The following is a 21602-nucleotide window of genomic DNA, read 5'->3' as shown; positions in this document are numbered from 1 at the left end:
CACGGTAGCCGCTGGGACGCGGCGGTCCCACTACATTTGCCGCGCGGCCCGATTTCCCGCCGGAAAAACGGGCGCCTGTGCGGAAACACACTCGGCGCTCCTGAGCGAGGTCACCTATGCTGGGCAAATGCCCGTGATCTCGACCTCTGCTGTACGCACGACCGCGCTGGGAGCCGCCGGGGCCGCGGTGGCCGGAATCGGCTACGCCTCGCTGGTCGAACGCAACGCCTTCGTCCTACGGGAGGCGACCATGCCCGTGCTGGCGCCGGGGTCGTCGTCGCTGCGGGTGCTCCACCTCAGTGACCTGCACATGATGCCGGGACAGAAGCTCAAGCAGCAGTGGCTACGGGAGCTGGATCGGCTGGAGCCCGACCTGGTGGTCAACACCGGCGACAACCTCTCGCATCAGAAGTCGGTGCCCGCGGTAGTTCAGGCCCTCGGCGGATTGCTCTCCCGCCCGGGCCTTTTCGTTTTCGGCAGCAACGACTACTTCGCGCCGGTGGCGAAGAACCCGCTGAAGTACTTCAAGAAGGACCACCGCCGCACCTACGGCGCTCCGCTGCCGTGGAAAGACCTGCGTGCGGCTTTCACCGAGCGCGGTTGGCTCGATCTGACGCACGTGCGCCGCGATCTCGAAGTGGCAGGCATCCGCATCGCCACCGCCGGTGTGGACGATCCGCACTTGCAGCGCGACCGGTACGACACTGTCGCGGGGGCCCCGAACCCCTTGGCCGACCTGCGGCTCGGCCTCACCCACTCCCCTGAGCCCCGAGTGCTGGACCGTTTCGCCGAGGACGGGTACGACCTGGTGCTCGCCGGGCACACCCATGGCGGCCAGTTGTGCCTGCCCGGCTACGGCGCCCTGGTCACCAACTGCGGGATCGACCGGTCCCGGGTGAAGGGTCCGTCGAAGTGGGGGGAGCACACCCAGTTGCACGTCTCCGCGGGTGTCGGCACCTCGCCGTGGGCGCCGTACCGGTTCTGCTGCCGCCCGGAGGCGACCCTGTTGACGCTGGTAGCCGCGCCGCCGAAGCGGCCGGGCGCCGACACGGGCCAGGGAGTGTCGGCATCGGAGGCCGTCGCCCGCTAATGTCCCCTGCCGAGACGTGTGGCAGGTAGGGGACAACTGTGAGTGGATTCGACGACCGGCGCGACCCGACGACTCCGGGACGGCCCGCCGGGCCGCCGACTCCTCGGCAACAGTCCTACCCCCCATTACGTTCCGTTCCCGCCTCGGCGGACGGTAACGACGCTCGACCACCGCACAGCGGAGCGCATCCCGGCGGAGCCGACGACTCGGGACGCCCCGCCGGCACGCCTTGGCAGCGGGGCGCTCGGTCGTCCGGCCTGATCCCGGGGCAGCCGCATTCGGGCCCAGCCGAGCACGGCGCGACGCCTCAGTGGTGGCAGCCCGACCCGGCCACGCAGTGGCAGCAGTACCAAGAGCCCGCACCCACACTCCAGTGGCAGCCGGGCGGGCAGAGCGATCCCGCACCGGCTCGGCCGCAGGGCACGCAGGACGACCCGACCTTGCTCGCTCCGTCGTCGGGTGGTCCCGCACAACCCGGACCGTCGGGCCACAACGATCCCACCATGCAGGCCCCGTCCCTCGGGCAGACGCCCTCCGGGCAGTGGCCGCCACAGGGCGGTCCCGGCCCCGGTACAGGCGGGCGCAACGATCCGACCATGCTCGGCCAACCGCTCGGCGCGCTCGACCCCTTCGGCCGCGGGGGGCCGGGTCCCGCGCCGGGCTCCGGCGATTCGGCACCGACCTTGCTCGGCTATCCGAGCGCCGATCGATTCGGCCAACCGGCACAGGCCCCACAGTGGCAACCGGGCGGCGGGCCCGGGCAATACGGCACGGCACCGGATGGCCGATATCACCCGGGCTATGGTCCACAGGCCGGAGGGCCGCCACCGAACCGTCCGAGCGGGAGCGGCCGAGGGAAGGTCCTTCTGTCGGTTGGCCTGGCGGTGCTGCTGGTAGCCGGTCTCGTTGCCGGGGCAGTGGCCCTCACCCGCATGAAGACGAACGATCCCGCCGAGGGCGCCGCGCCATCGATGGTGAACGCGCTCAACACCACCACAGCGAGCGCGCCCGCCAGGAGCACGACCAGATCGGCCCCGACGACGACCGCGCGAGGTTCCGGCGACAAGACTCCGGTCGTCCCCGGCTATCAGGTGGTCCGAGCGCCCGACAGCGGCGCCGCCTACGACGTGCCCGCCGACTGGACGGTGGCGCCGCAGGGCACCATCGGCGGCTTCGGCGAGCCGCCGAATGCCGTCGCGGGGAAGGGCTTGGCCAGCGAGGGCAAGGGCTACTGCCCGGGCTCGACCCGGACCGTAGCTTTCCTGACCGGCTCGAACACCTCAGACCCGGGGAAGGCGGCCACCGAACTCGGCACGAGGACCGCCACGCTCGCCTACACCGCGACCCAGGGCGGCACACCCGGCCTGCCCATGCCGCTGGCGTCGCTGGACGGATCACAGCACGGCATGTTCGTGGAGACCAAGGGCACCGTCTCCGACGCCAAGCCCGGCTGCGCGAAGGCATACTCCGTCTACACCGCCGCGTTCCCCAACGACCAGGGCAACTTCGTCATGGTGATCGCCGCCGACACGGGCGTCCCGCACGCGCTCGACGCCGAGACCGCCAAGAAGATCTTTACCAGCATCCGCCCCCTCGCAGGGTGACTGACCTGCCGGTTTAACGTCTCGGGCACCCCTGTTGTAAGCTACTCCAGGTTCGCTTCACGGGGTGTGGCGCAGCTTGGTAGCGCGCTTCGTTCGGGACGAAGAGGTCGCAGGTTCAAATCCTGTCACCCCGACTCGTGGTTGAGACGACGGGAAGGCCCCTGACCGGTTCACGGTCGGGGGCCTTCTCCGTTGTGCGGCCCTTCGTAGGTTGGTCCGCTCGCATGCGGGAATATCATCGCTGAAACCGAATTCCCGCAATCGACGAAAGGTCGGCAGATGAGCAAGCCCGTCGACAGCGTGCCCGCGGACAGACCGCTGTCCGGGAAGACCGCCCTGGTCACGGCGGCCTACACCGGAATCGGCAGGTCGATCGCGAAAACTCTTGCCGCGCAAGGCGCTCAGGTCGTGGTGCAGCATCCGCACTTCCCCGAGCCCGCCGCGGACGTCGTCAAGGAGATCACCGAAGCGGGCGGCGCGGCGCTGGCACTCGCGGCGGATATCGCCGATCGCGACGAATACGAGGAGCTGGTGCAGGCGCTGCTCGAGGATTGCGGCGGGTGGCACGTGCTGGTCAACACCGCGGCGGTGCCGGAGTCCGAGCCGTTCCCGAAGCTCAGCTCGGAGGCGTTCGACAGCAATTTCGCGGCCACGGTGAAGGGCGTCTTCCACGGCCTGCAACTGGCCTTGCAGCACTTGGCCGACGAAGGCCGGGTCATCACCGTCTGCGATCCCGCCGACCCGGGCGGCGCGGTGCACGAAGCGGTGCGCGGCGCGGTCGAGCAGCTCGGCCAGGCGGTGGCCCCGGACTTCGGCTCCCGCCGGATCACCGTCAATACGGTCAGCTACGGCGCCGGGACGACCGACAACGCGCAACTCGAGACCGCCCTCGCCGCGATGCGGCCGACCGAGCCGGGCGCGGTGGTCGCCTATCTGGCCGGTAACGCGGCGAGCACGGTGAACGCACAGGTCATCCGGCTCGACGGCACGGGCGGCCGGTAGCAGGCGCGGCTGCGGCCGACGCGCCCGCGGTCAGCGAGCGCGCCGGCCGGTCGCTCAGGCGGTGACCGTACCGCCGTAGGAACTGAATCCCCGGCCCAGAGCCTGGCAGGTGAAGCTGCCGTGGAAGCCGACCTGGCACGACGCTCCGGCGTGCTCGATGATCGGACCCCACTGGCCCGAGCCGGTTTTCACGTCGTTGATGCTGGGGTTGCCACCCGGCAGCGTGTACGGCGTGGCCGGGTCGAAGGTGGGATGCGCGGGCAGCCAGGCCTGGTCGATCACGATCTCGTTCACCGTCACCGGTACCGGGATGTAGGTGCCGCCGACGTAGTAGCTCATGTGCTGGGGATAGCCGAAATCGCATCCGACGGAGCCGTCCGCGAAGATCGCGCAGTTCGTGCTGCCCGCCGAGAAGTAGACCGTGCCCGGATCGGCTTGGGCGTTGCCTGCCGCCACAAGGGTCGCCATCGCCGCGGCGGCGAGGGCTCCGGCGATCTTCGTGCTGCGCTTCATACCGTCTCCTTGATGCTTCGCTGATGGACAACCGACTCGATGAGACTGTCGGGGCCGCGCGGGATTTCGTTTCGCTCCGAGTACCCCGGACGGCGGCCGAACATTGCTCCGACCGGCGCGGTGAGCAGACGCTAACGCGGCGATAACTTACGGTCACTCCATCGAAACGCGAGGTCAATAGCGTATACAGCCATGTCGACACGGATAGCGACACTGGCCGACGCGGCGGGCAAACCCCTGCGCGACGTGGTGTACGAGAAGCTGCGCAGCGAACTCATGAACGGGGACATCAAGTTCGGCGAACGTCTCACCGAGCCGAAACTCTCCACCCGCTTCGGCATCTCGCGCACGCCGATCCGCGAAGCGCTGACCGTCCTGTGCTCGGACGGACTACTCCAACGCGAAGAATACGGGTTCAGTCCGGTCCGGCCGAGCATTCCGCTGATCCGCGACCTGTACGAGCTGCGAATCACGCTGGAGCTGGGCGGTCTCCAGCGCGCGATGACCAATCCCGCGGTCACGCACGATCGGGCGCTGCTGGAGGCCGAGCGCGCCGCCTGGCTGGAACTGCGCGCCGACCCTCCGGCCCAGGAGCCCGGCTTCGTGGTGCGTGACGAGGAATTCCACGTCACGCTGCTGACCGCGGCGGGAAACACCGAGATGGTGCGCGCGCTCAAAGCGGTGAATTCCCGCATTCGGCACGTACGCATGTACGACTTCATGGTCAACAACCGGATCGAGACCACCATCGCCGAGCACCTCGGAATCCTGGACGCCGTTCTGGCGGAGGACCTTCCGCTCGCGTATCGGCTGCTGCACACGCACATCGGTGAATCGCTGGACGTCGTGCTCGAGCGGGTCACCCGCGCGATCGCGGCGATGTCGCTGGCTACGGAATAGCAGGGAGCGGTAGTGAGTCTGGAATTCGATACGGTACTCGTCGCCAATCGCGGCGAGATCGCTTGCCGCATCATGCGCACAGCCCGGGAACTCGGGCTGAAGACGGTGGCCGTGTACTCCGATGCCGATGTCGGCGCCGCGCACGTCGAAATGGCCGATGTCGCCGTGCACCTGGGTCCGGGACCGGCCGCGCAGTCCTACCTGCGTGCCGATTCGGTGGTCGAGGCGGCGCTGGCGACCGGATCGGGGGCCATTCATCCCGGCTACGGATTTCTCTCGGAAAATGCCGATTTCGCCGCCGAGGTGGAGAAAGCGGGCATCGCGTTCGTCGGACCGACCCCACAGCAACTGCGCGTCTTCGGTGACAAGCACACCGCACGCACCGCCGCACGCGCGGTGGGCGTGCCGCTCATCCCGGGCAGCGACCTGCTCGAATCGGCCGAACACGCGGTGGCGGAAGCGGAGCGGATCGGTTTCCCCGTGATGCTGAAGGCGGTCGGCGGCGGTGGCGGCATCGGTATGCAGGCCTGCTTCGGCCCGGACAAGGTGCGCGCGGCCTACGAGCGGGTGCAGCGCATCGCCGCGGCGAACTTCGGTTCGGCGGGCGTCTTCCTGGAGCGTTTCGTCGCGCGCGCCAGGCACGTCGAGGTGCAGTTGTTCGGCGACGGCAACGGCCGCGTCGTCAGCCTCGGCACCAGGGACTGCTCGCTACAACGCCGCAACCAGAAGGTGATCGAGGAGGCGCCCGCGCCGGGACTCACCGCGGAGTTGTCCGAGCACCTGCTCGCCGCGTCGCGGGAACTGGCCCGCTCGGTCGGGTACCGCTCGGCCGGGACGGTGGAGTTCGTCTACGACACCGACAGCGGCGCGGCGTCGTTCCTGGAGATGAACACTCGCCTTCAAGTCGAACACCCGGTCACCGAGGCGGTCACCGGCGTCGACCTGGTCGAGTGGATGCTGCGCCTGGCCGGCGGCGACACCGCGATGGTGGACGAGCAGCCCGAGAGCGGACCGGCGGTCACCGGCCATGCGGTGGAGGCGCGGGTCTACGCGGAAGATCCCGGCCACGATTACCGTCCGAGCGCGGGCCTGGTCACGGCCGCGCACTTCCCGGACGACGTCCGGGTCGACACGTGGGTCGGCACCGGTTCGGAGGTCAGTTCGTATTACGACCCGCTGCTGGCCAAGGTGATCAGCGCGGGCGAGAGCCGAGCCGACGCCTTCGCCGCGCTGCGCACCGCGCTCGGCGCGACTCGCGTCTACGGTGTGCAGACGAATCTGCCGCAACTGCGCCAGGCCGCGGCCGACGGCCGGGTCCTGCGCACCGAGCACACCACGACCACGCTGGCCGAGATCCGCCCGGTCGGCCGCCGCATCGACGTGCTGCGCGGCGGAACGATGACCACGGTGCAGGACCATCCGGGCCGGATCGGCTTGTGGGAGGTCGGCATTCCGCCGTCCGGTCCGATGGACGACCTCTCCTTCACCCTCGCCAACACAGCGGTCGGCAACCCGGTCGGCGTCCCCGCGCTCGAATGCACCTTGCAGGGACCGCAATTGCGCTTCTCCGACACCACGGTCGTGTGCGTGACCGGTGCGCAGGCTCCGGTGACGGTGGATGGCCGCCCGGTGGCCATGTGGGAGCCGGTCACCGTGGCCGCGGGCGCGGTGCTGGACATCGGCGCACCGGCCGACACCGGCCTGCGCACCTATCTGGCGGTACGCGGCGGCATCGACGCGCCGCTCTATCACGGCAGCGCGTCCACCTTCACCCTCGGCGGATTCGGAGGTGTGACCGGTAAGGCGGTGGCCACCGGCGACGTGCTCGGAATCGCCCCGGCGGCCGCCGACACGCTCGGCGCGCCGGCCGCGGTGCCGCCGGGTGACCGGCCGGAGTTCACCCACGAGTGGCAGCTCGCGGTAGGTGTCGGCCCGCAGACCTCGCCCGCGTACTTCACCGACGCCGACATGACCCAGTTCTGCACGCACCCATGGCGGGTCGGCAGCCACGCCAACCGCACCGGCATCCGGCTGGAGGGCCCGAAACCGGCCTGGTCGCGCAGCGACGGCGGTGAGGCCGGGCTGCACCCGTCCAATCTGCACGACAACCCCTACAGCGTGGGCGCGTTGAACGTCTCCGGCGACACGCCCATCCTGCTCGGTCCCGACGGCCCGAGCCTCGGCGGCTTCGCCTGCCCGCTCACCGTGGTGTCCGCGCATCGCTGGCGGATGGGCCAGTTGCGTCCCGGCGACTCGGTGCGGTTCGTGCCGGTCGACGACGACAAGGCGGCCGCGTTGCGCGCGTCCAACGGCAGCCGCGTGCCGGATCTGGTCACCGATACCCGCGCCGCCCTGCGTGATCGCGGCGTACTCGGCAGTGTCGAGGCGTCGCAGGACCGCCCGCGCGTGCGCTATCTGCGCGGCGGGGACGACAACGTGTTGGTCGAATACGGGGAGATGGTCCTCGATCTGGGGCTGCGCATGCGGGTGCACGCACTGGCCGAAGCTCTCGCGGCCGTGCGGCTGCCCGGCATTCTCGACGTGACTCCGGGCGTCCGGTCGCTGCACGTCCACTTCGACCCGGAGGTGCTGCCGCAGCATCGGTTGCTCGGCACGTTGGCCGAACTCGAACTCGATCTGCCCGCCACGACCGACCTGGTGGTGCCCAGCCGCACCATCCGGCTGCCGCTGTCGTTCGACGATCCCTCCATCGCCGAGGCGATCGACCGCTACCGCAGCGGCGTGCGCGACGCCGCGCCCTGGCTGCCGTCGAACATCGAGTTCATCCGCCGCATCAACGGGCTCGACAGCGTGGAGGATGTGCGCGCCACCGTCTTCGACGCCGAGTATCTGGTGCTGGGCCTCGGAGACGTGTATCTCGGTGCGCCGCTGGCGGTTCCGCTCGATCCGCGGCACCGCCTGGTCACCACCAAGTACAACCCGGCGCGCACCTGGACTCCCTCCGACGCGGTCGGCATCGGCGGCAAGTACCTGTGCGTCTACGGCATGGCCTCACCGGGCGGTTACCAGCTGATCGGCCGCACCGTGCCGATCTGGTCCAGCTACCGGCAGTCCGCGCCGTTCGAACCGGGCACGCCCTGGTTGTTCCGGTTCTTCGATCGCATCGTCTGGGAACCCGTCGGCGCGGAGCAGTTGCTCGAACACCGTGCCGCGGCCGAGGCGGGCAGATTCGACGCCGAGGTCAGTGAGGGCAGTTTCGCGCTCGCCGACCATCTGCGGCTGCTGCGCACGGAGGCCGATTCGATCGCCGAGTTCGAGACCAGGCAGGCCGCCGCGTTCGAGGCGGAGAAGGAAGCCTGGCGGGCGGCGGGTGAGTTCGAACGCGGCACCGTCGCGCCCGTCGCCGCGCCGATCGAAGACCCGTTGGCCGGGCTGCCCGCCGACGCGACGGTGGTGTCCGCGCCGATGATCGGCAATGTGTGGCGCGTGGAAGTCGAGCCGGGGCAGCGAGTCACGGCCGATGCGCCGGTTGCCGTCCTGGAGGCGATGAAGCTCGAACTACCTGTGCACAGCCCGAGCGCGGGCACCGTGCTGAAGGTATTGACCGCGCCCGGCGCCAAGGTGGAGCCGGGCACGCCCCTACTAGTGATCGGAGTCGACTGAATGCCCGTTCCAGGCAACACGGCAGCCGACCCCGTCGAACGCGTCGCGGCCGCCTATCGGCGGATCGTCGAGGTCGATCGGCCGGAGGTGTGGATCATCCTGCGACCGGAGCGCGAGGTCGCCGCCGAAGCGGCCGCCCTCGCGCGACGGCTCGCCGCCGGAGAGACCTTGCCGCTGGCGGGAGTCCTGGTGGCGGTGAAGGACAACATCGATGTGGCGGGGCTGCCGACCACCGCGGCCTGCCCCGAGTTCGCCTACCAGCCGGAGGTGACCGCGGCGGCGATCGAGCGGTTGCTCGCGGCCGGGGCGCTGGTGCTGGGCAAGACGAATCTGGACCAGTTCGCCACCGGGCTGGTCGGGACGCGCAGCCCGTACGGCGCGGTGCGCAACGCTTTCGATCCGGAGTTGGTGTCGGGCGGGTCGAGTTCCGGTTCCGCGGTGGCGGTCGCGCTCGGCATCGCGGATATCGGAATCGGCACCGACACCGCCGGATCCGGCCGCGTGCCCGCCGCACTGCACGGGATCGTCGGCATCAAAGCCACGCTGGGCGTGATCCCGGCGCACGGGACCGTGCCTGCCTGCGCGGACTACGACGCCGTGACGGTCTTCGCCGCCGACCTCGCCTCGGCGGTGGCCGCGGCGGCGGTGATGGCGGGCCCGGAGCCGCGTGACTCGCGCAGCCGAAGCTGGCCCGCCGACGTCCGGTTGGCCGCCCCGCTCGCGCCGCGCATCGCCGTGCCGCGCCCCGAGGACCTGGCCGCGCTCAGCGAGCCATATCGGGAAGCGTTCGCGCGCACCGTCGCCGCTGTCGGCGAAACCGGTGCGAAGACCGAGGAGATCGACATCTCCGCCCTGCTCGACGCCGCGCTGTTGCTCTACGACGGCGCGCTCGTCGCCGAACGCTATGCCGCGGTGGGCGCGTTCCTGGACACCGCCCCCGCGGGCGCCGATCCCACGGTCGCCGCCATCATCGGCGCGGCGCGGCACAAGACCGGTCCCGCGTTCGCCGCCGACCTCGACACCCTCGCCCGCGCCAAGGCGGCGGCCACAGAACTCCTGCACGGCTTCGACGCACTGCTGTTGCCGACGACCACCGAGCACCCGAGCATCGCCGCGGTGCGGGCCGATCCGATCGGCATCAACCGGCGAATGGGCACGTACACCAACTTCTGCAACCTGCTGGACATGGCCGCAGTCGCCGTCCCCGGCGCCCCTACCGCCGAGGGCGCGCCGTTCGGCGTCATGCTGGTCACTCCCGCCTTCGCCGATCAGGTGGCCGTCGATCTCGCCGCCCGTCTTGTCGGTCTCGACAGCGCTCCGCTGTTCGTCGATCGCGGTGTCGACCTGGCCGTCTTCGGCGCGCACCTGCGCGGGCAGCCGCTGCACTGGCAGCTCGAGCAACTGGGCGCCCGCTTCCTCGGCGACATCCGGACCACCGACGCCTACCGCCTGACCGCACTGGACACCACGCCGCCCAAGCCGGGCTTGGTGCGACACGGACCGGGCCGCGGCGCTCCGATCGAAGGGGAACTGTTCCGCGTCTCCCCGGCGGGGCTGGGTGGCTTCCTCGCCGATTTGCCGGCTCCCATGGCGCTGACCAGCATCGAACTCGCCGATGGCCGCGACGTCGTCGGGTTCGCCTGTACCTATGACGCCGCGAGCGCCGCAACCGACATCACCCACCACGCGAGCTGGCGCGGATACCTCCGGCACCGCGCCTAGCTCCTGCGATCCACCAGTGGCCCATGGCCGCGAGAACTCCTCGCCGCCATGGGCCTTTCGCATTCGGGGCCGCTTAGACATTTGTACTAGACATCCGTGCAAGTGTCGTGTTAGACATATGTCTAAGACATTTGGACAAACCCCATGGGAGTCGAGGAAAGTCATGAGCGCCAAGTCCGTAAGCAGCCAGCTCCGCGTGCTCGTCGCCGGCGGCGGCATCGGCGGCAATGCCGTCGCGCTGCAACTGCTCCGGTCCGGCATCCGGGCCACCGTGGTGGAGCGCGCCGCGGCGCCGCGACCGGGCGGGCAGGCCGTCGACCTGCGCGGACCCAGCCGCGAGGTGGCCGAGCGGATGGGCATGATGCCCGGCATCCGCGATTATCAGCTCGACGAGCGCGGCATGAAGTACGTCGACGACGCGGGCCGCGAAATCCTCCGCATGCCCGCAGAACTCTTCGACGGCAAGGGCGCCGTCGCCGAAATCGAGATCACCCGCGGGGACCTCAACCAGGTGCTGCTCGACCTGCTCGACGCCGAAGGCGGCGTCGACTACCGCTACGGCGAGTGGATCACCGACATCCGGCAGGACGACGCGGGCGTCGACGTGACCTTCGCTTCCGGCGCGGCCGGGCGATTCGACATCGTGATCGGCGCGGATGGGCTGCACTCCGCTACCCGCGGGATGGTGTTCGGCCCCGAGGAGCAGTTCGCGACGTACCTGGGCGGATACATGTCGTTCTTCACGCTGCCGCGACCGGAAGACCTGGAACCGCACTGGTTCACGATGCATTCGATGGTCGGAGCCACCGGCTTGGGCATGCGCCCCGACGCCGACCCGGCCACCTGCAAAGCGCTCGTCGTGATCCGCGCGGCGGCGGATCCCGCGCTGCGCCGGGACGTCACGGCACAGCAGCAGTTCATCCGCGAGCGCCTGGCCGGCGGCGGCTGGGAGTCCGCTCGCATCGCGGCGGCGATGACCGATGCGCCGGACTTCTACTTCGACGAGCTGGCCCGCATCGACATGCCGAGCTGGGTCCAGGGCCGGGTGGTCCTGCTCGGCGACGCCGGGTACTGCGGTTCCCCGCTCACCGGGCAGGGCACCGCGATGGCACTGGTGGGCGCGTACGTGCTCGCCGGTGAACTCGCCGCGCACGCCGACAACCCCGGACAGGGCCTGGCTCGCTACGAGGAGGTCCTGCGCCCCTTCGTGAAGACGGCCCAGCAGTTGCAGCCGGGCGGCTTGAACGCGATGACGCCCAAGTCGCGCTTCGGCATCCGCGCGGGCCACACCCTCAGCAAACTGATGCTGTCGAAGGCGATGCGACCGGTCATGATGCGGATGCTGAGCAAGACCGAGACCTACGACCTGCCCGACTACTCGGCAGCGACCGTCTGAACCCGTGGCCCGCGCTTCGACCGGAGTCCCGTAGGGCTCCGGTCGACGACCGGCGTCAGTCGATCACGGTCCGGTCGTCGAGCAGGAACGGCAGCACGAAGGTGCGCAACATCGCTCGTTCCTCGTCTTCTCCCGCGCCGGGCAGCGTCAGCAACGACACCATCGCGCGCACCACCCATCGGCCGACGCGCTCGGCCGCGTGCAGGGGCAACCAAGGACGGAATCCGGCGACGAAATCCGTGGCGAGCGCGTCGACCACACCCGGCGAATTGGCCAGCTGGGTCACGATTCCCGCGTTGGACGGTTCGAACCAGACCGCCAGATGCGGCGTCTTGCGCACCTCGGCCAACAGTGCGGTCAACGTGTCGAGCAGTCGCTCCCCCGGCTCCGCGCTCGCGGGCTCCGCCCGGTCCCGCCACACCCGCTCGACCAGCTGCCGAGCCTCCCGGCCCGCGAACGCCACGTAGAGCGCCTGCCGATTCTCGAAATAGCGATACAGCGTCGCCCTGGAACAGCCCGCGGCGTCGGCGACTTCGGCCATGCCGACCCCGCTGACGCCCTTGTCGATGAACAGCGCGCGCACCGCGTCGAGAATGCGCTCACCGGCCAGTTCGGCGCGACCGTCGCCCAGCCAATCGCCACTCATGCCGTGTCCCTTCCGGCGCGAACGAGGTCTTCCGTGGTCACGCCCCGCACCGGAACGGCACAGTAGTCGGCCTGCGGACGTACGGACCGCTCGCGTACTCGACCGCGTCGACGTCGACGACGTACTCCGGGAAGCGATCGAGCAACTCTTCGAGCGCGACACGGGCTTGCATCCGCGCGGCCGCCGCGCCGAGACAGTGATGCGGCCCGTGCCCGAAGGTGAGGATGCGCTGCGGATTCCGGTCGATATCCAGCTCGGCGGCGTCGGCGCCGAACGCCCGCTCGTCCCGGTTGGCCGACCCGAACACCAGTAACACCTTCCGCCCCGCGGGCACCGTCTTCCCGGCCAGTTCCACATCGCGCGTCGCGGTCCGCGCCAAACCTTGCACCGGTGCGGTGAGCCGGGCGAACTCCTCCACCGCGACGCGAATGCGGTCGGGTTCCGCGGCGAGCGCTGCGCGCTGGTCCGGGTGCTGTTGCAGCAGTTGCACGGCGCCGCCGAGCAGGCCCGTGGTGGTGTCGTTGCCGCCCGCGACCATGGTCCAGGTGTAGGCGAGGATCTGGATCAACCCGCGCACGTCCGTGTCGTCGGCCGCCATTCCCGCCTGGACCAGCAGGGACACGGTGTCGTCGCCGGGGTCGGTGCGCCTGCGTTCGATCAGCTCGGCGAAGTAGCCCATCATCTCCGCCGACGCCGCCTGCGCCTTGGTGTTCGTCCGGTCGATGCTGCCCGCGACGACGGCATCGGTCCAGCCGTCGAACCTCGCCCGGTCCTGTTCCGGCACCCCGAGGTAGTACGCCACCACCATGCTCGGCAGCGGCTTGAACAATTGCTCGACGATGTCCCCGCCGCCCAGGGCCGCGATGGCGTCGAGCCGGTCGCGCACGAAGCGGCGGACCACCGGCTCCACCTCCTCGACCTGGCGTGGGGTGAATCCGCGAGCGACCAGTTTGCGGAAGTCGGTGTGCTGCGGCGGGTCCTGCATCACCAGCGGAGGGTTGTCGGTCAGGCCGAGTTCGTCGAGTTCGCCGTATTCCACCGTCAGCCCGTCGCGGGAGGAGAACGTGTCGCTGTCGCGCGCCGCCGCGTAGACGTGCTCGTGCCGGGTGAGCACCCAGTAGTCGTTCTCCGGTCGCGCGGCCGGTACGACGTGCTGCACCGGATCGTGCTCGCGCAGTGCCGCGTACATCTCCCACGGCGACGCCCAAGTGGGACCGGAACGAAGTTCGAAAACGGGATCCGTCCGATACGCAACATCCGCCATGTATCGACCGTAAGACAAATTAACCAAACTGTCTAGAACTGGTTTCAGGTCGGCCGGCCGGTCACCATTCACGACCAGCCCAGCCGCGCCCGCCTCGCGTGGGGCCCGGCGCCGCACACTCGTGGGTTACCTTCGGCAGCGGCAACACCGTCTCGTTGCCGGTCAGCTCCAGGAAGAGCCAGCGCGAGCGACCGCTCCGCGTCCCGCGTCCGCCGGACCGGCCACCCCTCGTAGACCGGCCCGGCGGACACCACCCCCGAGTTCCGACCTGTCACCCCTCGAGACAGGTCGTTCCTCGGTTCGCACCTGCGGTGCTGGGTATGTCCCTCCCGCGAGACAAAGAATGCAGGGGCGGGCTTGGCGCGCACTTAAGAACACCTTGCAAGATCGAAATCGCAGATGAGCGGGTCGACCGAGCGGTGACCCCGCTAGCGCCTATCGCCCGGCCCCGGATCGCGGGATGATGGTCATAAGTGCGCCAAGAAGATTGGGAGCGACGATGGAAACCGTGGTGGTCTGGATTCTGGCGACCCTGCTCTACTGGTGGGGCCTGCTGTAGCTGACCGGAGCCTGGCCGCCCGATCCGGCCAGGTCTACTACAACTCGTCGTAATCTTTGCCCTTCGGACGCCACCGAGTTCGTCCTCGACGAGCCGAGGGCGCCGCCCCCGCCACGGCCCCCGGCCTCGCTATCGGCGTCCGCTTCCGCCGACACACCCGGCGAGTGTCACCGGAGCCGGTCCACGGCCACCTTCGTCACTTCCGCCAGCAGGTCGTTGTTCACCTCGGCGTCCTCGGCCGGTTTGCGGCTCATGATCGCGATCACGATCGGCGCCCGCCCGCCTTCGGGCCAGACGATCGCGACGTCGTTGGCGGAACCGTAGGAGCCGGTGCCCGTCTTGTCGCCGGTGACCCACTCGGCGGGCAACCCCGCCCTGATGCGCTTGCCACCCGTCGTGTTCGCCTTCAGCCAGACGGCCAACTGGTCGCGTTCCCGGACGCCGAGCGCGTCGCCCAACGCCAAGACGCGGTAGTCCGCGGCCAGTGCGGCCGGAGTGGTGGTGTCGCGCTCGTCCCCGGGGATCGCGGTGTTGAGTTCGGTCTCCCAGCGGTCGAGCCTGCTGGTCGGATCACCGAGCGTGCGAAGAAACGCCGTGAGCCCCGCCGGGCCGCCGATCTCACGCAGCAACAGGTTGCCGGCGGTGTTGTCGCTGCGAGTGATCGCGGCCTCGGCCACGCGCGCCAGCGTCATCCCGTCGGCCAGTTCGGCGCTGGTCACCGGCGAGTTGTCGACCAGATCAGCCTCGTGGAAGCGGATCACTCGATCGAAGTATCCCGTGTCGAGCGGATGCGCTCGCAGCACCGCGGCCGCCGCGAGCGTCTTGAAGGTGGACAGGAACGGGAAACGCTCGTCGGCGCGGTGGGTCACCGTCCTGCCGGTGCCGGTGTCCACCGCGAACAGCCCGATCTGCGCCCCGTACCGAGCCTCCAGATCCGCCACGCGCGCGTTCGCGGCGGGACCGGCCTCGACGCTCGTCGTGATCGGCTGCGTCGCATCGGTTTCGGCACCGCAACCGGCCAGCAGCGCCAATGCGGCGGCCAGCGCCACCCGGTAGTCGCGTGTCAGCCGAGACATGTCTTCACTCTGACATCCGAGCACCTACCGGGCAAACAGGATCGGCCGGACACGCCGAAGGCAGGTGCGCGGCGCCGCGCACCTGCCTTCGATGCGGATTTTCTCAGCCCCGCGAGCTGTCGAGCCCGCGCGCACGCCCTCTTCGACACGCTTGCCGAGATCGGCGTCCACGTTCTTCCAGTACTGGAAGACCCGGCTCAGCACCGGCTATCGGACACCGCCGAGTACGTGGCCGTCGATGTTGTCCACCAACCGCTTCCGCTGCGCGTCATCGAGTACCTCGCGCACGAGATTGCCCGCCTGGGTGAAATCGCCGTCCTCGGCATGCTGGAGGTAACCGGCTCGCACGATGGCCGGATCGAAGTCCCAGATGCCGTCGTCCTGAGACTTTTCCGGGTCGGCGTGCGGTCCACCGAACGAATTCGGTGCGTACACCGGCACATTCGGTTCGTTGTAGTAGTACCGCATGGCGCCCTCCTCGGAATAGGAGTTCACCTCCGCCGCCCTTGCCTGGTTCGGCGGCAGCTGCGCGTAGTTCGTGCCGATGCGGTAGCGGTGCGCGTCCGCGTAGGCGAAGACGCGGCCGAGCAGCATCTTGTCCGGCGAGAAGCCGATGCCGGGCCCTGTGCGCCCGCGGTGAGCGATTCGTCGTCGCTTTCGACCGGGATGCCGGTGTTCGTGGTTCGGTCACAGGAGACTCCTCGGCTGGTGAACATCGTTTCCCGGGATGGGACCGACCCGGATGTATGGACCGCTACTCGGAACGGCAGGACGGGCAACAACGGGTCTCGCAGCGCGGCGCGCCACATCGATGCATCGAGTGGCGAGCGTCACAAATCCGGCCCGGAATAGCTTCCGCGAGCGCGTGGTTGAACCCCCTGTCGGCGTCCGGACAGCCCCGGGCCGCACCCTTTGTCGCTACGAGCGACCACCCGCCGAGAGGCGCTTGTGGGACGTCGACACCCACCGTCGGCGTCCGGACAGCCCCGGGCCGCACCCTTTGTCGCTACGAGCGACCACCTGCCGAGAGGCGCTTGTGGGACGTCGACGGTTACAGACACCAGCACGGTGTCCCAGCCCACAGCGCCGCCAGGTCATTCCGACCTGGCGGCGCTGTCGCTTCCAGCGGTCTCCACCCCACGAGTGGGACATGGTTGTGCGGGCTTCTCGCGTTCTGCCGCGGCCATGTGCCACTCGCGGAGTCGCGCTGCGAGGGCGGGCGTGGTGGGGGAGGATGCGGTTATGGCGTCGCGAGATGGGGTTTTGCGTCGACGGCTCGGGCTTGCCGATTCGGTGGTCATCGGGTTGGGGGCGATGGTGGGTGCGGGGATATTCGCGGCGCTCGCGCCTGCGGCCGCGTCGGCGGGGAGTTGGTTGCTGGTGGCGCTCGCGGTGGCGGCGGTGCTGGCGTATTGCAACGCGACGTCGTCCGCGCGGCTGGCGGCGCGATACCCCGTTTCCGGCGGCACCTATGTGTATGGGCGGGAGCGGCTCGGACCGTTCTGGGGATATCTCGCGGGGTGGGGGTTCGTCGTAGGGAAGACGGCCTCTTGTGCGGCGATGGCGCTGACGGTCGGTAGCTATGCCTGGCCCGAGCAGGCGCACGCCGTGGCGGTGGGCGCGGTGGTGGCGATCACCGCGATCAATTACACGGGCGTACAGAAGTCGGCGTTCGCGACTCGGGTGCTCGTCGCGGTAGTGCTCGCGGTGCTCGCGGTGGTGGTCGTGATCGGGCTGTTCGGAACGCATTCGGCGGCAACCGCATTGCCCGGCCGGGTCGGTCCGCGCGACGTGCTCACGGCGGCGGGACTGCTGTTCTTCGCGTTCGCTGGGTACGCGCGCATCGCCACGCTCGGTGAGGAGGTGCGCGAACCGCAACGCACCATCCCCCGCGCCATCATGATCGCGCTCGCACTCGCGCTCGCGGTCTACACGCTGGTCGCGGTCGCGACGCTGAGCGTGCTCGGCTCCGCCGGACTGGCCGAGGCGGCCGACCCGCTGGCGCGAATGGTCAGCGCGGCGGGCGTTCCCGCTGCCGCGCCGGTGGTGCGGATCGGCGCGGTGCTCGCGGCGGCCGGATCGCTGCTCGCCCTGATCCTCGGCGTATCCCGCACGATGCTGGCCATGGCGCGGGACCGCTATCTGCCGGGCGCGCTCGCCGCCGTGCATCCGCGGTTCGGGGTGCCGCACCGCGCCGAACTGGTGGTCGGCGCGATCGTCGCCGTGGTCGCCGCGCTCTTCGATGTACGCGCGGCCATCGGGTTCTCCTCGTTCACGGTGCTCTTCTACTACTTGATCGCCAACCTCTCCGCCGCCACACTGACCGTCGAGGAGAATCGGCCGCCCCGGTGGATTCCCGTGGTCGGCGCGGTGGGGTGCGTCGTCGTCGGATTCGCGCTGCCCCTCGGCTCCGTTCTCTCCGGGCTCGGCGCGCTCCTCGTCGGCGCGGCGCTGTACGTGTCGGGCAAGCGCTACCGTTGAAGATCGGGCCGTCCACCGCGCCGCCCCGACTGGCCCCGCGACCTCCCTTGGCCTTGCGCTGTAGACATCGGGTGAGCGCTACCACCGAAGGGGTCGCGGCGTACCGGCCCGCGGTGTCCGACCAAGGCGAACGGTGTGGTGTACCGAAGCGGCGGGGTCGCGCCGCACGGCAAGTGCCCGGTCTGTTCCACCCCTCGACGCCGATATCAGATGTCCAGTTCCCCGCCTGTTTACCGCGTGAACAGGCCAAAGGGCGCTAGCCTTTTGCACATGGGGCGTTTCGGTGGATTCCTGGCGGGAATCGCGGCGGTTTCGCTGGTGGCGGGCAACGTCTTCGCCGGAGGCGCGGCCGCCGCGACCGGCGACGAGGTGCGGTGCGCGGTCACCTCGGGGCGCGATCTGGAGCGGGCGGCGCCCGAACAAGTCGGTTTGGATTCCGCGAAACTGCGGGATGCGCTGACCTTCGCGAACGGCCGAAACCGCTTCAATGTGCAGGTGTTCCGGCACAACTGCCTCATCGGCGAGGGACCGACGAACGACCGGACCGGCAACGTGGCGTGGAATATCTGGAGTGCGACCAAGAGCGTCGTCTCGCTGCTCGCCGGAATCGGATGGGACCAAGGAAAACTAGATCTCCACGCGCCCATCGACCGCTATCTGCCCGCCGGGCTCGGTGATGCGGAGCACCGGTCGATCACCGTCGAGAATCTGCTCACCGAGACCTCGGGCATGCGGGTCGGCGTGCTGACCGAGGGCGTCACCGGTGTGATCCCGGTCGACCCGGACAGCGCGGTGCAGGCGCTCGGCGTGCCGCTGGACAACCCGCCGGGCACCGTCTTCACCTACAGCCAGCGCAATGTCGATCTCTTGGCCTACGTGCTGGAGCTGGCCGTCGGCGAACCTCTGCAAGATTTCGCGCAGCGCGAGCTGTTCGATCCGCTCGGAATTCCTCGCGGGGACTATTACTGGGCTCAGGACCGATCCGGGCACACCTACGGCTACGCGCACTTGATGATCCCGCCGAACGATTTCGCGAAGCTCGGACTCCTGGTGAGCAACGACGGGCACTGGGGAGCGCAGCAGATCGTCTCCCGCGACTACCTGCGCAAGGCGCGCACGCCCTCACCCACGAACGCGTGCTACGGCTACCTGTTCTGGCTCGGTGGCGGTTGCGCCGAAATCGCCGACTTCCTGCCCGACGACGTGTACGCGATGGCCGGCCTCGGCATGCAGAACGTCTTCGTCATACCCAGCCTCGACCTCACCGTGGTGTGGACCGGCGTCTTCGGGAACGTCAGCAGCCAGGGCGTGTCCGGAGTCGTGCAGAACACCCAGGAATTGCCCTACGAGTTCTTCCGCAAAGTGTTCGACGCGTTCTACGACCGGCCGGTACCCGACCCGGGACCGTACGTCGAGCCGCCGCTGCGGCTGGACCCACGTCGTTTCGTCGACACGGACATCCTTATCGCGGTATTCGGCCTCGGTCCCGCCGCCTATCCGGGCTGCAACGTCTTCGCTTGCCTGAGCCACCCGCTGGATCCGCCGTTCGCGGACGTCCCGCCGGGCTGCGCCATCCTGGTCTGCCTGGGACCCGACCCGCGCACCCCGGCCATCCGCTGAACGAGCCGCTACCTGGTCGCGGACAGATCCGTGACCCAGCCGTGCACGTCGTCGGTGCGCAATGCCGCATGGTGGCGTTTGCGCAGCGCCTGGGAGATCGGGCCGGGGACGCCGTCGGCGACAAGGCGGCCGTCCACCTCGACGACCGGCGCGGCACCGGATGATGTGCCGGTGACGAACACTTCGTCGGCGATGTACAACTCGGTGAGATCCACGGTGCGTTCCACCACCGGGATGCCGTCCTCCGCCGCCAAGGTGAGAACGGTCCTGCGGTTGATGCCGTCGAGGATGTCGCAGGAGACGTCGGGCGTGATCAACGTGCCGTTGCGGACCAGGAAGATGTTCGCCGCGCTGAGTTCGCAGACGTGCCCGTTGCCGTCGAGGAAGACACAGTCGTCGTAGCCGCTGTCGATCGCGTCCTGCTTGGCCAGCACCGAGTTCACGTACGCGCCGTTGACTTTCGCGCGGGAGGGAATCGCGTTGTCCGGAATGCGCCGCCACGGACTGGATTTCAGGCGCATACCGTCCTGCGGCACGATGGGCACCGCGTCGTAGACGAAGATGCTGACCCGAATGGCACAGCCCCGCACCCGCGTGCCCGGGATGGACTCGACCACGTGCACCGTCGCACGCACGAAAACGTCCTCACGCGGAGCATTCGCGGCGATCAGCTCCACGACGGCCGCACGGAAACGCGCGTAATCCCACTCCTGCGCGAATCGATCGATCCCGATGATCTTGCAGGACTCCTCGAGCCGACGGAAATGGTCGTCCAAACGAAACGCCGTACGCGCTGCCCCGTCCACGTGCACCGGGAACACGGTGTAGACGCTGAGTCCGTACAACACCGCCGACGATGCGACGCCCACCGTGGCCGCTTCGGCCGCGACGATCCGGTCGCCGAGATACACGTGAGGATGTGGATTCGCCATCGGCGCAGGCTAACAGCCCCGCCCCGCGCCGGGCGAGGCCATTTTCAGCCCGCGGCCAGGCGGGCGAAGCGGGCGGTGTCCATGTAGTCGCGGAAGAGCACCACTTGGCCGTCGCGGACCCGGACGACGTTGACGGAGGTGCGCCTTCGGGCGCGGCCGGATCCGGGGATGGTCATGTCGACCTCGTTCTCCACGAGCAGCACTTCGGGATCGGTGGTCTCGTAGACCTGCGGGTGGATCGCGTGCACTTCGATTCCGGACAGGCCCGACCATCGTTGCGCCAGGTGCTCGCGGATCGCTTCGCGGCCCTCCAAGCGGCTCGGGTGGCCGGGGATCGCGAACGGGATTTCGAAGCCCGCGTCGGGCGCGAGCAGCGCGACGAACGCATCGGGGTCACGGGCCGGTAGCTCACCGAACAACCGCTCGACCAACTCGCGCGGGCTTCGCACGGACGAATCAGCAGCCATCACAAACCTCCAGATAAGCGGAACGAAGGACCCGCTTATTTTTCGGAACGAGCGCCCCGTTTGTCAACAGTAGACTCGGTCCTCGTGACCGAACCCGAGCGCCGACCGCTGCGCGCCGACGCTCGCCGTAACCGCGAGCGAGTCCTGGCAGCCGCGCAGGAAGCGTTCGCGGCGGAAGGACTCTCGGTGCCGCTGGACGAGATCGCGCGGCGGGCCGGCGTCGGCGCGGGCACCGTCTACCGGCACTTCCCCACCAAGGAAGCGCTGTTCGAGGCGGCTATCGTGGATCGGGTCGACCGGATCATCGCGCTGGCAAGGGAATCGGCCGACGCCGCGGAACCGGTGACCGCGTTCTTCGACTTCCTGGCCAGGCTCGTGGCGGAGGGCAGCGTCAAGCGTGATCTCGCCGATGCCGTAGGCGGGCAGGACGCCCCGGAATATCTCCGGCCGGTGCACGAACTGAATTCGGCCATCGGCACGCTGCTCACCCGCGCGCAGGAGGCGGGCGGCGTGCGCACCGACATCGAGGTCGAGGACCTGATGCGCCTCATCAAGGGCGCCTTCCTCGCCACCCACGGCACCGCCGCTACTCCAGCGCAGCGCGAACGCACCTTCGCCGTCGTCTTCGACGGACTGCGGGCCCGCTGATCCGTCGCCGAAGCGCCTCCCGGCGGCAGGCCGCCCGATCCGCGACCAGCACAGCGCG

The 21602-nt window shown here is 69.4% G+C and carries 16 protein-coding genes, 1 tRNA gene and 1 pseudogene; 11 read left to right on the top strand and 7 right to left on the bottom strand.

Features of this window, described 5'->3' with window-relative positions:
- The first annotated feature begins 127 nt into the window (after nucleotides 1-127).
- The 4 genes from ACFV2O_RS04295 to ACFV2O_RS04280 all read left to right on the top strand — a co-directional run bounded on the left by ACFV2O_RS04295 (nucleotide 128) and on the right by ACFV2O_RS04280 (nucleotide 3696).
- On the top strand, nucleotides 128-1090 hold the full coding sequence (locus ACFV2O_RS04295; protein WP_379250072.1) for a metallophosphoesterase: 963 nt from the start codon (nucleotides 128-130) through the stop codon (nucleotides 1088-1090).
- Between the two features lie 38 nt (nucleotides 1091-1128).
- Nucleotides 1129-2694, top strand: a complete 1566-nt coding sequence (locus tag ACFV2O_RS04290; RefSeq protein ID WP_379250070.1) for a hypothetical protein — start codon at nucleotides 1129-1131, stop codon at nucleotides 2692-2694.
- A gap of 60 nt (nucleotides 2695-2754) precedes the next feature.
- A tRNA-Pro gene (locus tag ACFV2O_RS04285) sits at nucleotides 2755-2828 on the top strand.
- 145 nt (nucleotides 2829-2973) lie between these two features.
- Nucleotides 2974-3696 carry an SDR family NAD(P)-dependent oxidoreductase gene (locus ACFV2O_RS04280; protein ID WP_379250068.1) on the top strand — a complete coding sequence of 241 codons (723 nt, stop codon included), beginning with the start codon at nucleotides 2974-2976 and terminating at the stop codon, nucleotides 3694-3696.
- Nucleotides 3697-3750: 54 nt separating this feature from the next.
- On the opposite strand, the gene ACFV2O_RS04275 is transcribed toward ACFV2O_RS04280, so the two are convergent.
- Nucleotides 3751-4209, bottom strand: a complete 459-nt coding sequence (locus ACFV2O_RS04275) for a hypothetical protein (RefSeq protein WP_355078685.1) — start codon at nucleotides 4207-4209, stop codon at nucleotides 3751-3753.
- 192 nt (nucleotides 4210-4401) lie between these two features.
- Between ACFV2O_RS04275 and ACFV2O_RS04270 the strand changes: the two genes are divergently transcribed.
- The 4 genes from ACFV2O_RS04270 to ACFV2O_RS04255 all read left to right on the top strand — a co-directional run bounded on the left by ACFV2O_RS04270 (nucleotide 4402) and on the right by ACFV2O_RS04255 (nucleotide 11851).
- The gene (locus tag ACFV2O_RS04270) at nucleotides 4402-5109 is read left to right on the top strand and encodes a GntR family transcriptional regulator (RefSeq protein ID WP_379250066.1); all 708 of its coding nucleotides are present in this window, start codon (nucleotides 4402-4404) and stop codon (nucleotides 5107-5109) included.
- A 72-nt stretch (nucleotides 5110-5181) separates the two neighbouring features.
- Entirely contained in the window at nucleotides 5182-8733 is a 3552-nt protein-coding gene (uca, locus tag ACFV2O_RS04265; protein ID WP_379250150.1) for an urea carboxylase, read from the top strand.
- Entirely contained in the window at nucleotides 8734-10455 is a 1722-nt protein-coding gene (gene atzF / locus ACFV2O_RS04260) for an allophanate hydrolase (RefSeq protein WP_379250064.1), read from the top strand.
- Nucleotides 10456-10618: 163 nt separating this feature from the next.
- On the top strand, nucleotides 10619-11851 hold the full coding sequence (locus ACFV2O_RS04255; protein WP_379250062.1) for an FAD-dependent monooxygenase: 1233 nt from the start codon (nucleotides 10619-10621) through the stop codon (nucleotides 11849-11851).
- Nucleotides 11852-11906: 55 nt separating this feature from the next.
- Here ACFV2O_RS04255 and ACFV2O_RS04250 read toward each other — a convergent pair whose 3' ends face one another.
- From ACFV2O_RS04250 to ACFV2O_RS04235, 4 genes and pseudogenes are all read right to left on the bottom strand, one after another.
- Nucleotides 11907-12497, bottom strand: coding sequence for a TetR/AcrR family transcriptional regulator (locus tag ACFV2O_RS04250; protein ID WP_379250060.1), 591 nt, complete (start codon nucleotides 12495-12497; stop codon nucleotides 11907-11909).
- A gap of 37 nt (nucleotides 12498-12534) precedes the next feature.
- Complete coding sequence (locus ACFV2O_RS04245) at nucleotides 12535-13761, bottom strand: cytochrome P450 (protein ID WP_379250058.1); 1227 nt, start codon at nucleotides 13759-13761, stop codon at nucleotides 12535-12537.
- A 726-nt stretch (nucleotides 13762-14487) separates the two neighbouring features.
- The gene (bla, locus tag ACFV2O_RS04240) at nucleotides 14488-15396 is read right to left on the bottom strand and encodes a class A beta-lactamase (RefSeq protein ID WP_379250056.1); all 909 of its coding nucleotides are present in this window, start codon (nucleotides 15394-15396) and stop codon (nucleotides 14488-14490) included.
- Nucleotides 15397-15510: 114 nt separating this feature from the next.
- Nucleotides 15511-16017 (bottom strand): annotated as a pseudogene (locus tag ACFV2O_RS04235) (catalase); the annotation flags it as partial.
- A 621-nt stretch (nucleotides 16018-16638) separates the two neighbouring features.
- Between ACFV2O_RS04235 and ACFV2O_RS04230 the strand changes: the two are divergent.
- Nucleotides 16639-17877 carry an APC family permease gene (locus ACFV2O_RS04230; RefSeq protein ID WP_379250055.1) on the top strand — a complete coding sequence of 413 codons (1239 nt, stop codon included), beginning with the start codon at nucleotides 16639-16641 and terminating at the stop codon, nucleotides 17875-17877.
- 270 nt (nucleotides 17878-18147) lie between these two features.
- On the top strand, nucleotides 18148-19497 hold the full coding sequence (locus tag ACFV2O_RS04225) for a serine hydrolase domain-containing protein (protein ID WP_379250053.1): 1350 nt from the start codon (nucleotides 18148-18150) through the stop codon (nucleotides 19495-19497).
- Between the two features lie 8 nt (nucleotides 19498-19505).
- Here ACFV2O_RS04225 and ACFV2O_RS04220 read toward each other — a convergent pair whose 3' ends face one another.
- The gene (locus ACFV2O_RS04220; RefSeq protein ID WP_379250051.1) at nucleotides 19506-20429 is read right to left on the bottom strand and encodes an aminotransferase class IV; all 924 of its coding nucleotides are present in this window, start codon (nucleotides 20427-20429) and stop codon (nucleotides 19506-19508) included.
- A gap of 44 nt (nucleotides 20430-20473) precedes the next feature.
- Nucleotides 20474-20896, bottom strand: coding sequence for a nuclear transport factor 2 family protein (locus tag ACFV2O_RS04215; RefSeq protein WP_379250049.1), 423 nt, complete (start codon nucleotides 20894-20896; stop codon nucleotides 20474-20476).
- An 84-nt stretch (nucleotides 20897-20980) separates the two neighbouring features.
- Between ACFV2O_RS04215 and ACFV2O_RS04210 the strand changes: the two genes are divergently transcribed.
- On the top strand, nucleotides 20981-21544 hold the full coding sequence (locus ACFV2O_RS04210; protein ID WP_356963442.1) for a helix-turn-helix domain-containing protein: 564 nt from the start codon (nucleotides 20981-20983) through the stop codon (nucleotides 21542-21544).
- The last annotated feature ends 58 nt before the right edge of the window (nucleotides 21545-21602 follow it).

Source organism: Nocardia sp. NPDC059691, assembly GCF_042733915.1.
Classification (GTDB): Bacteria; Actinomycetota; Actinomycetes; order Mycobacteriales; family Mycobacteriaceae; genus Nocardia; species Nocardia sichangensis.
Note: the sequence above shows the minus strand (reverse complement) of the source record. Positions and strands in the feature narration are given on the sequence as shown.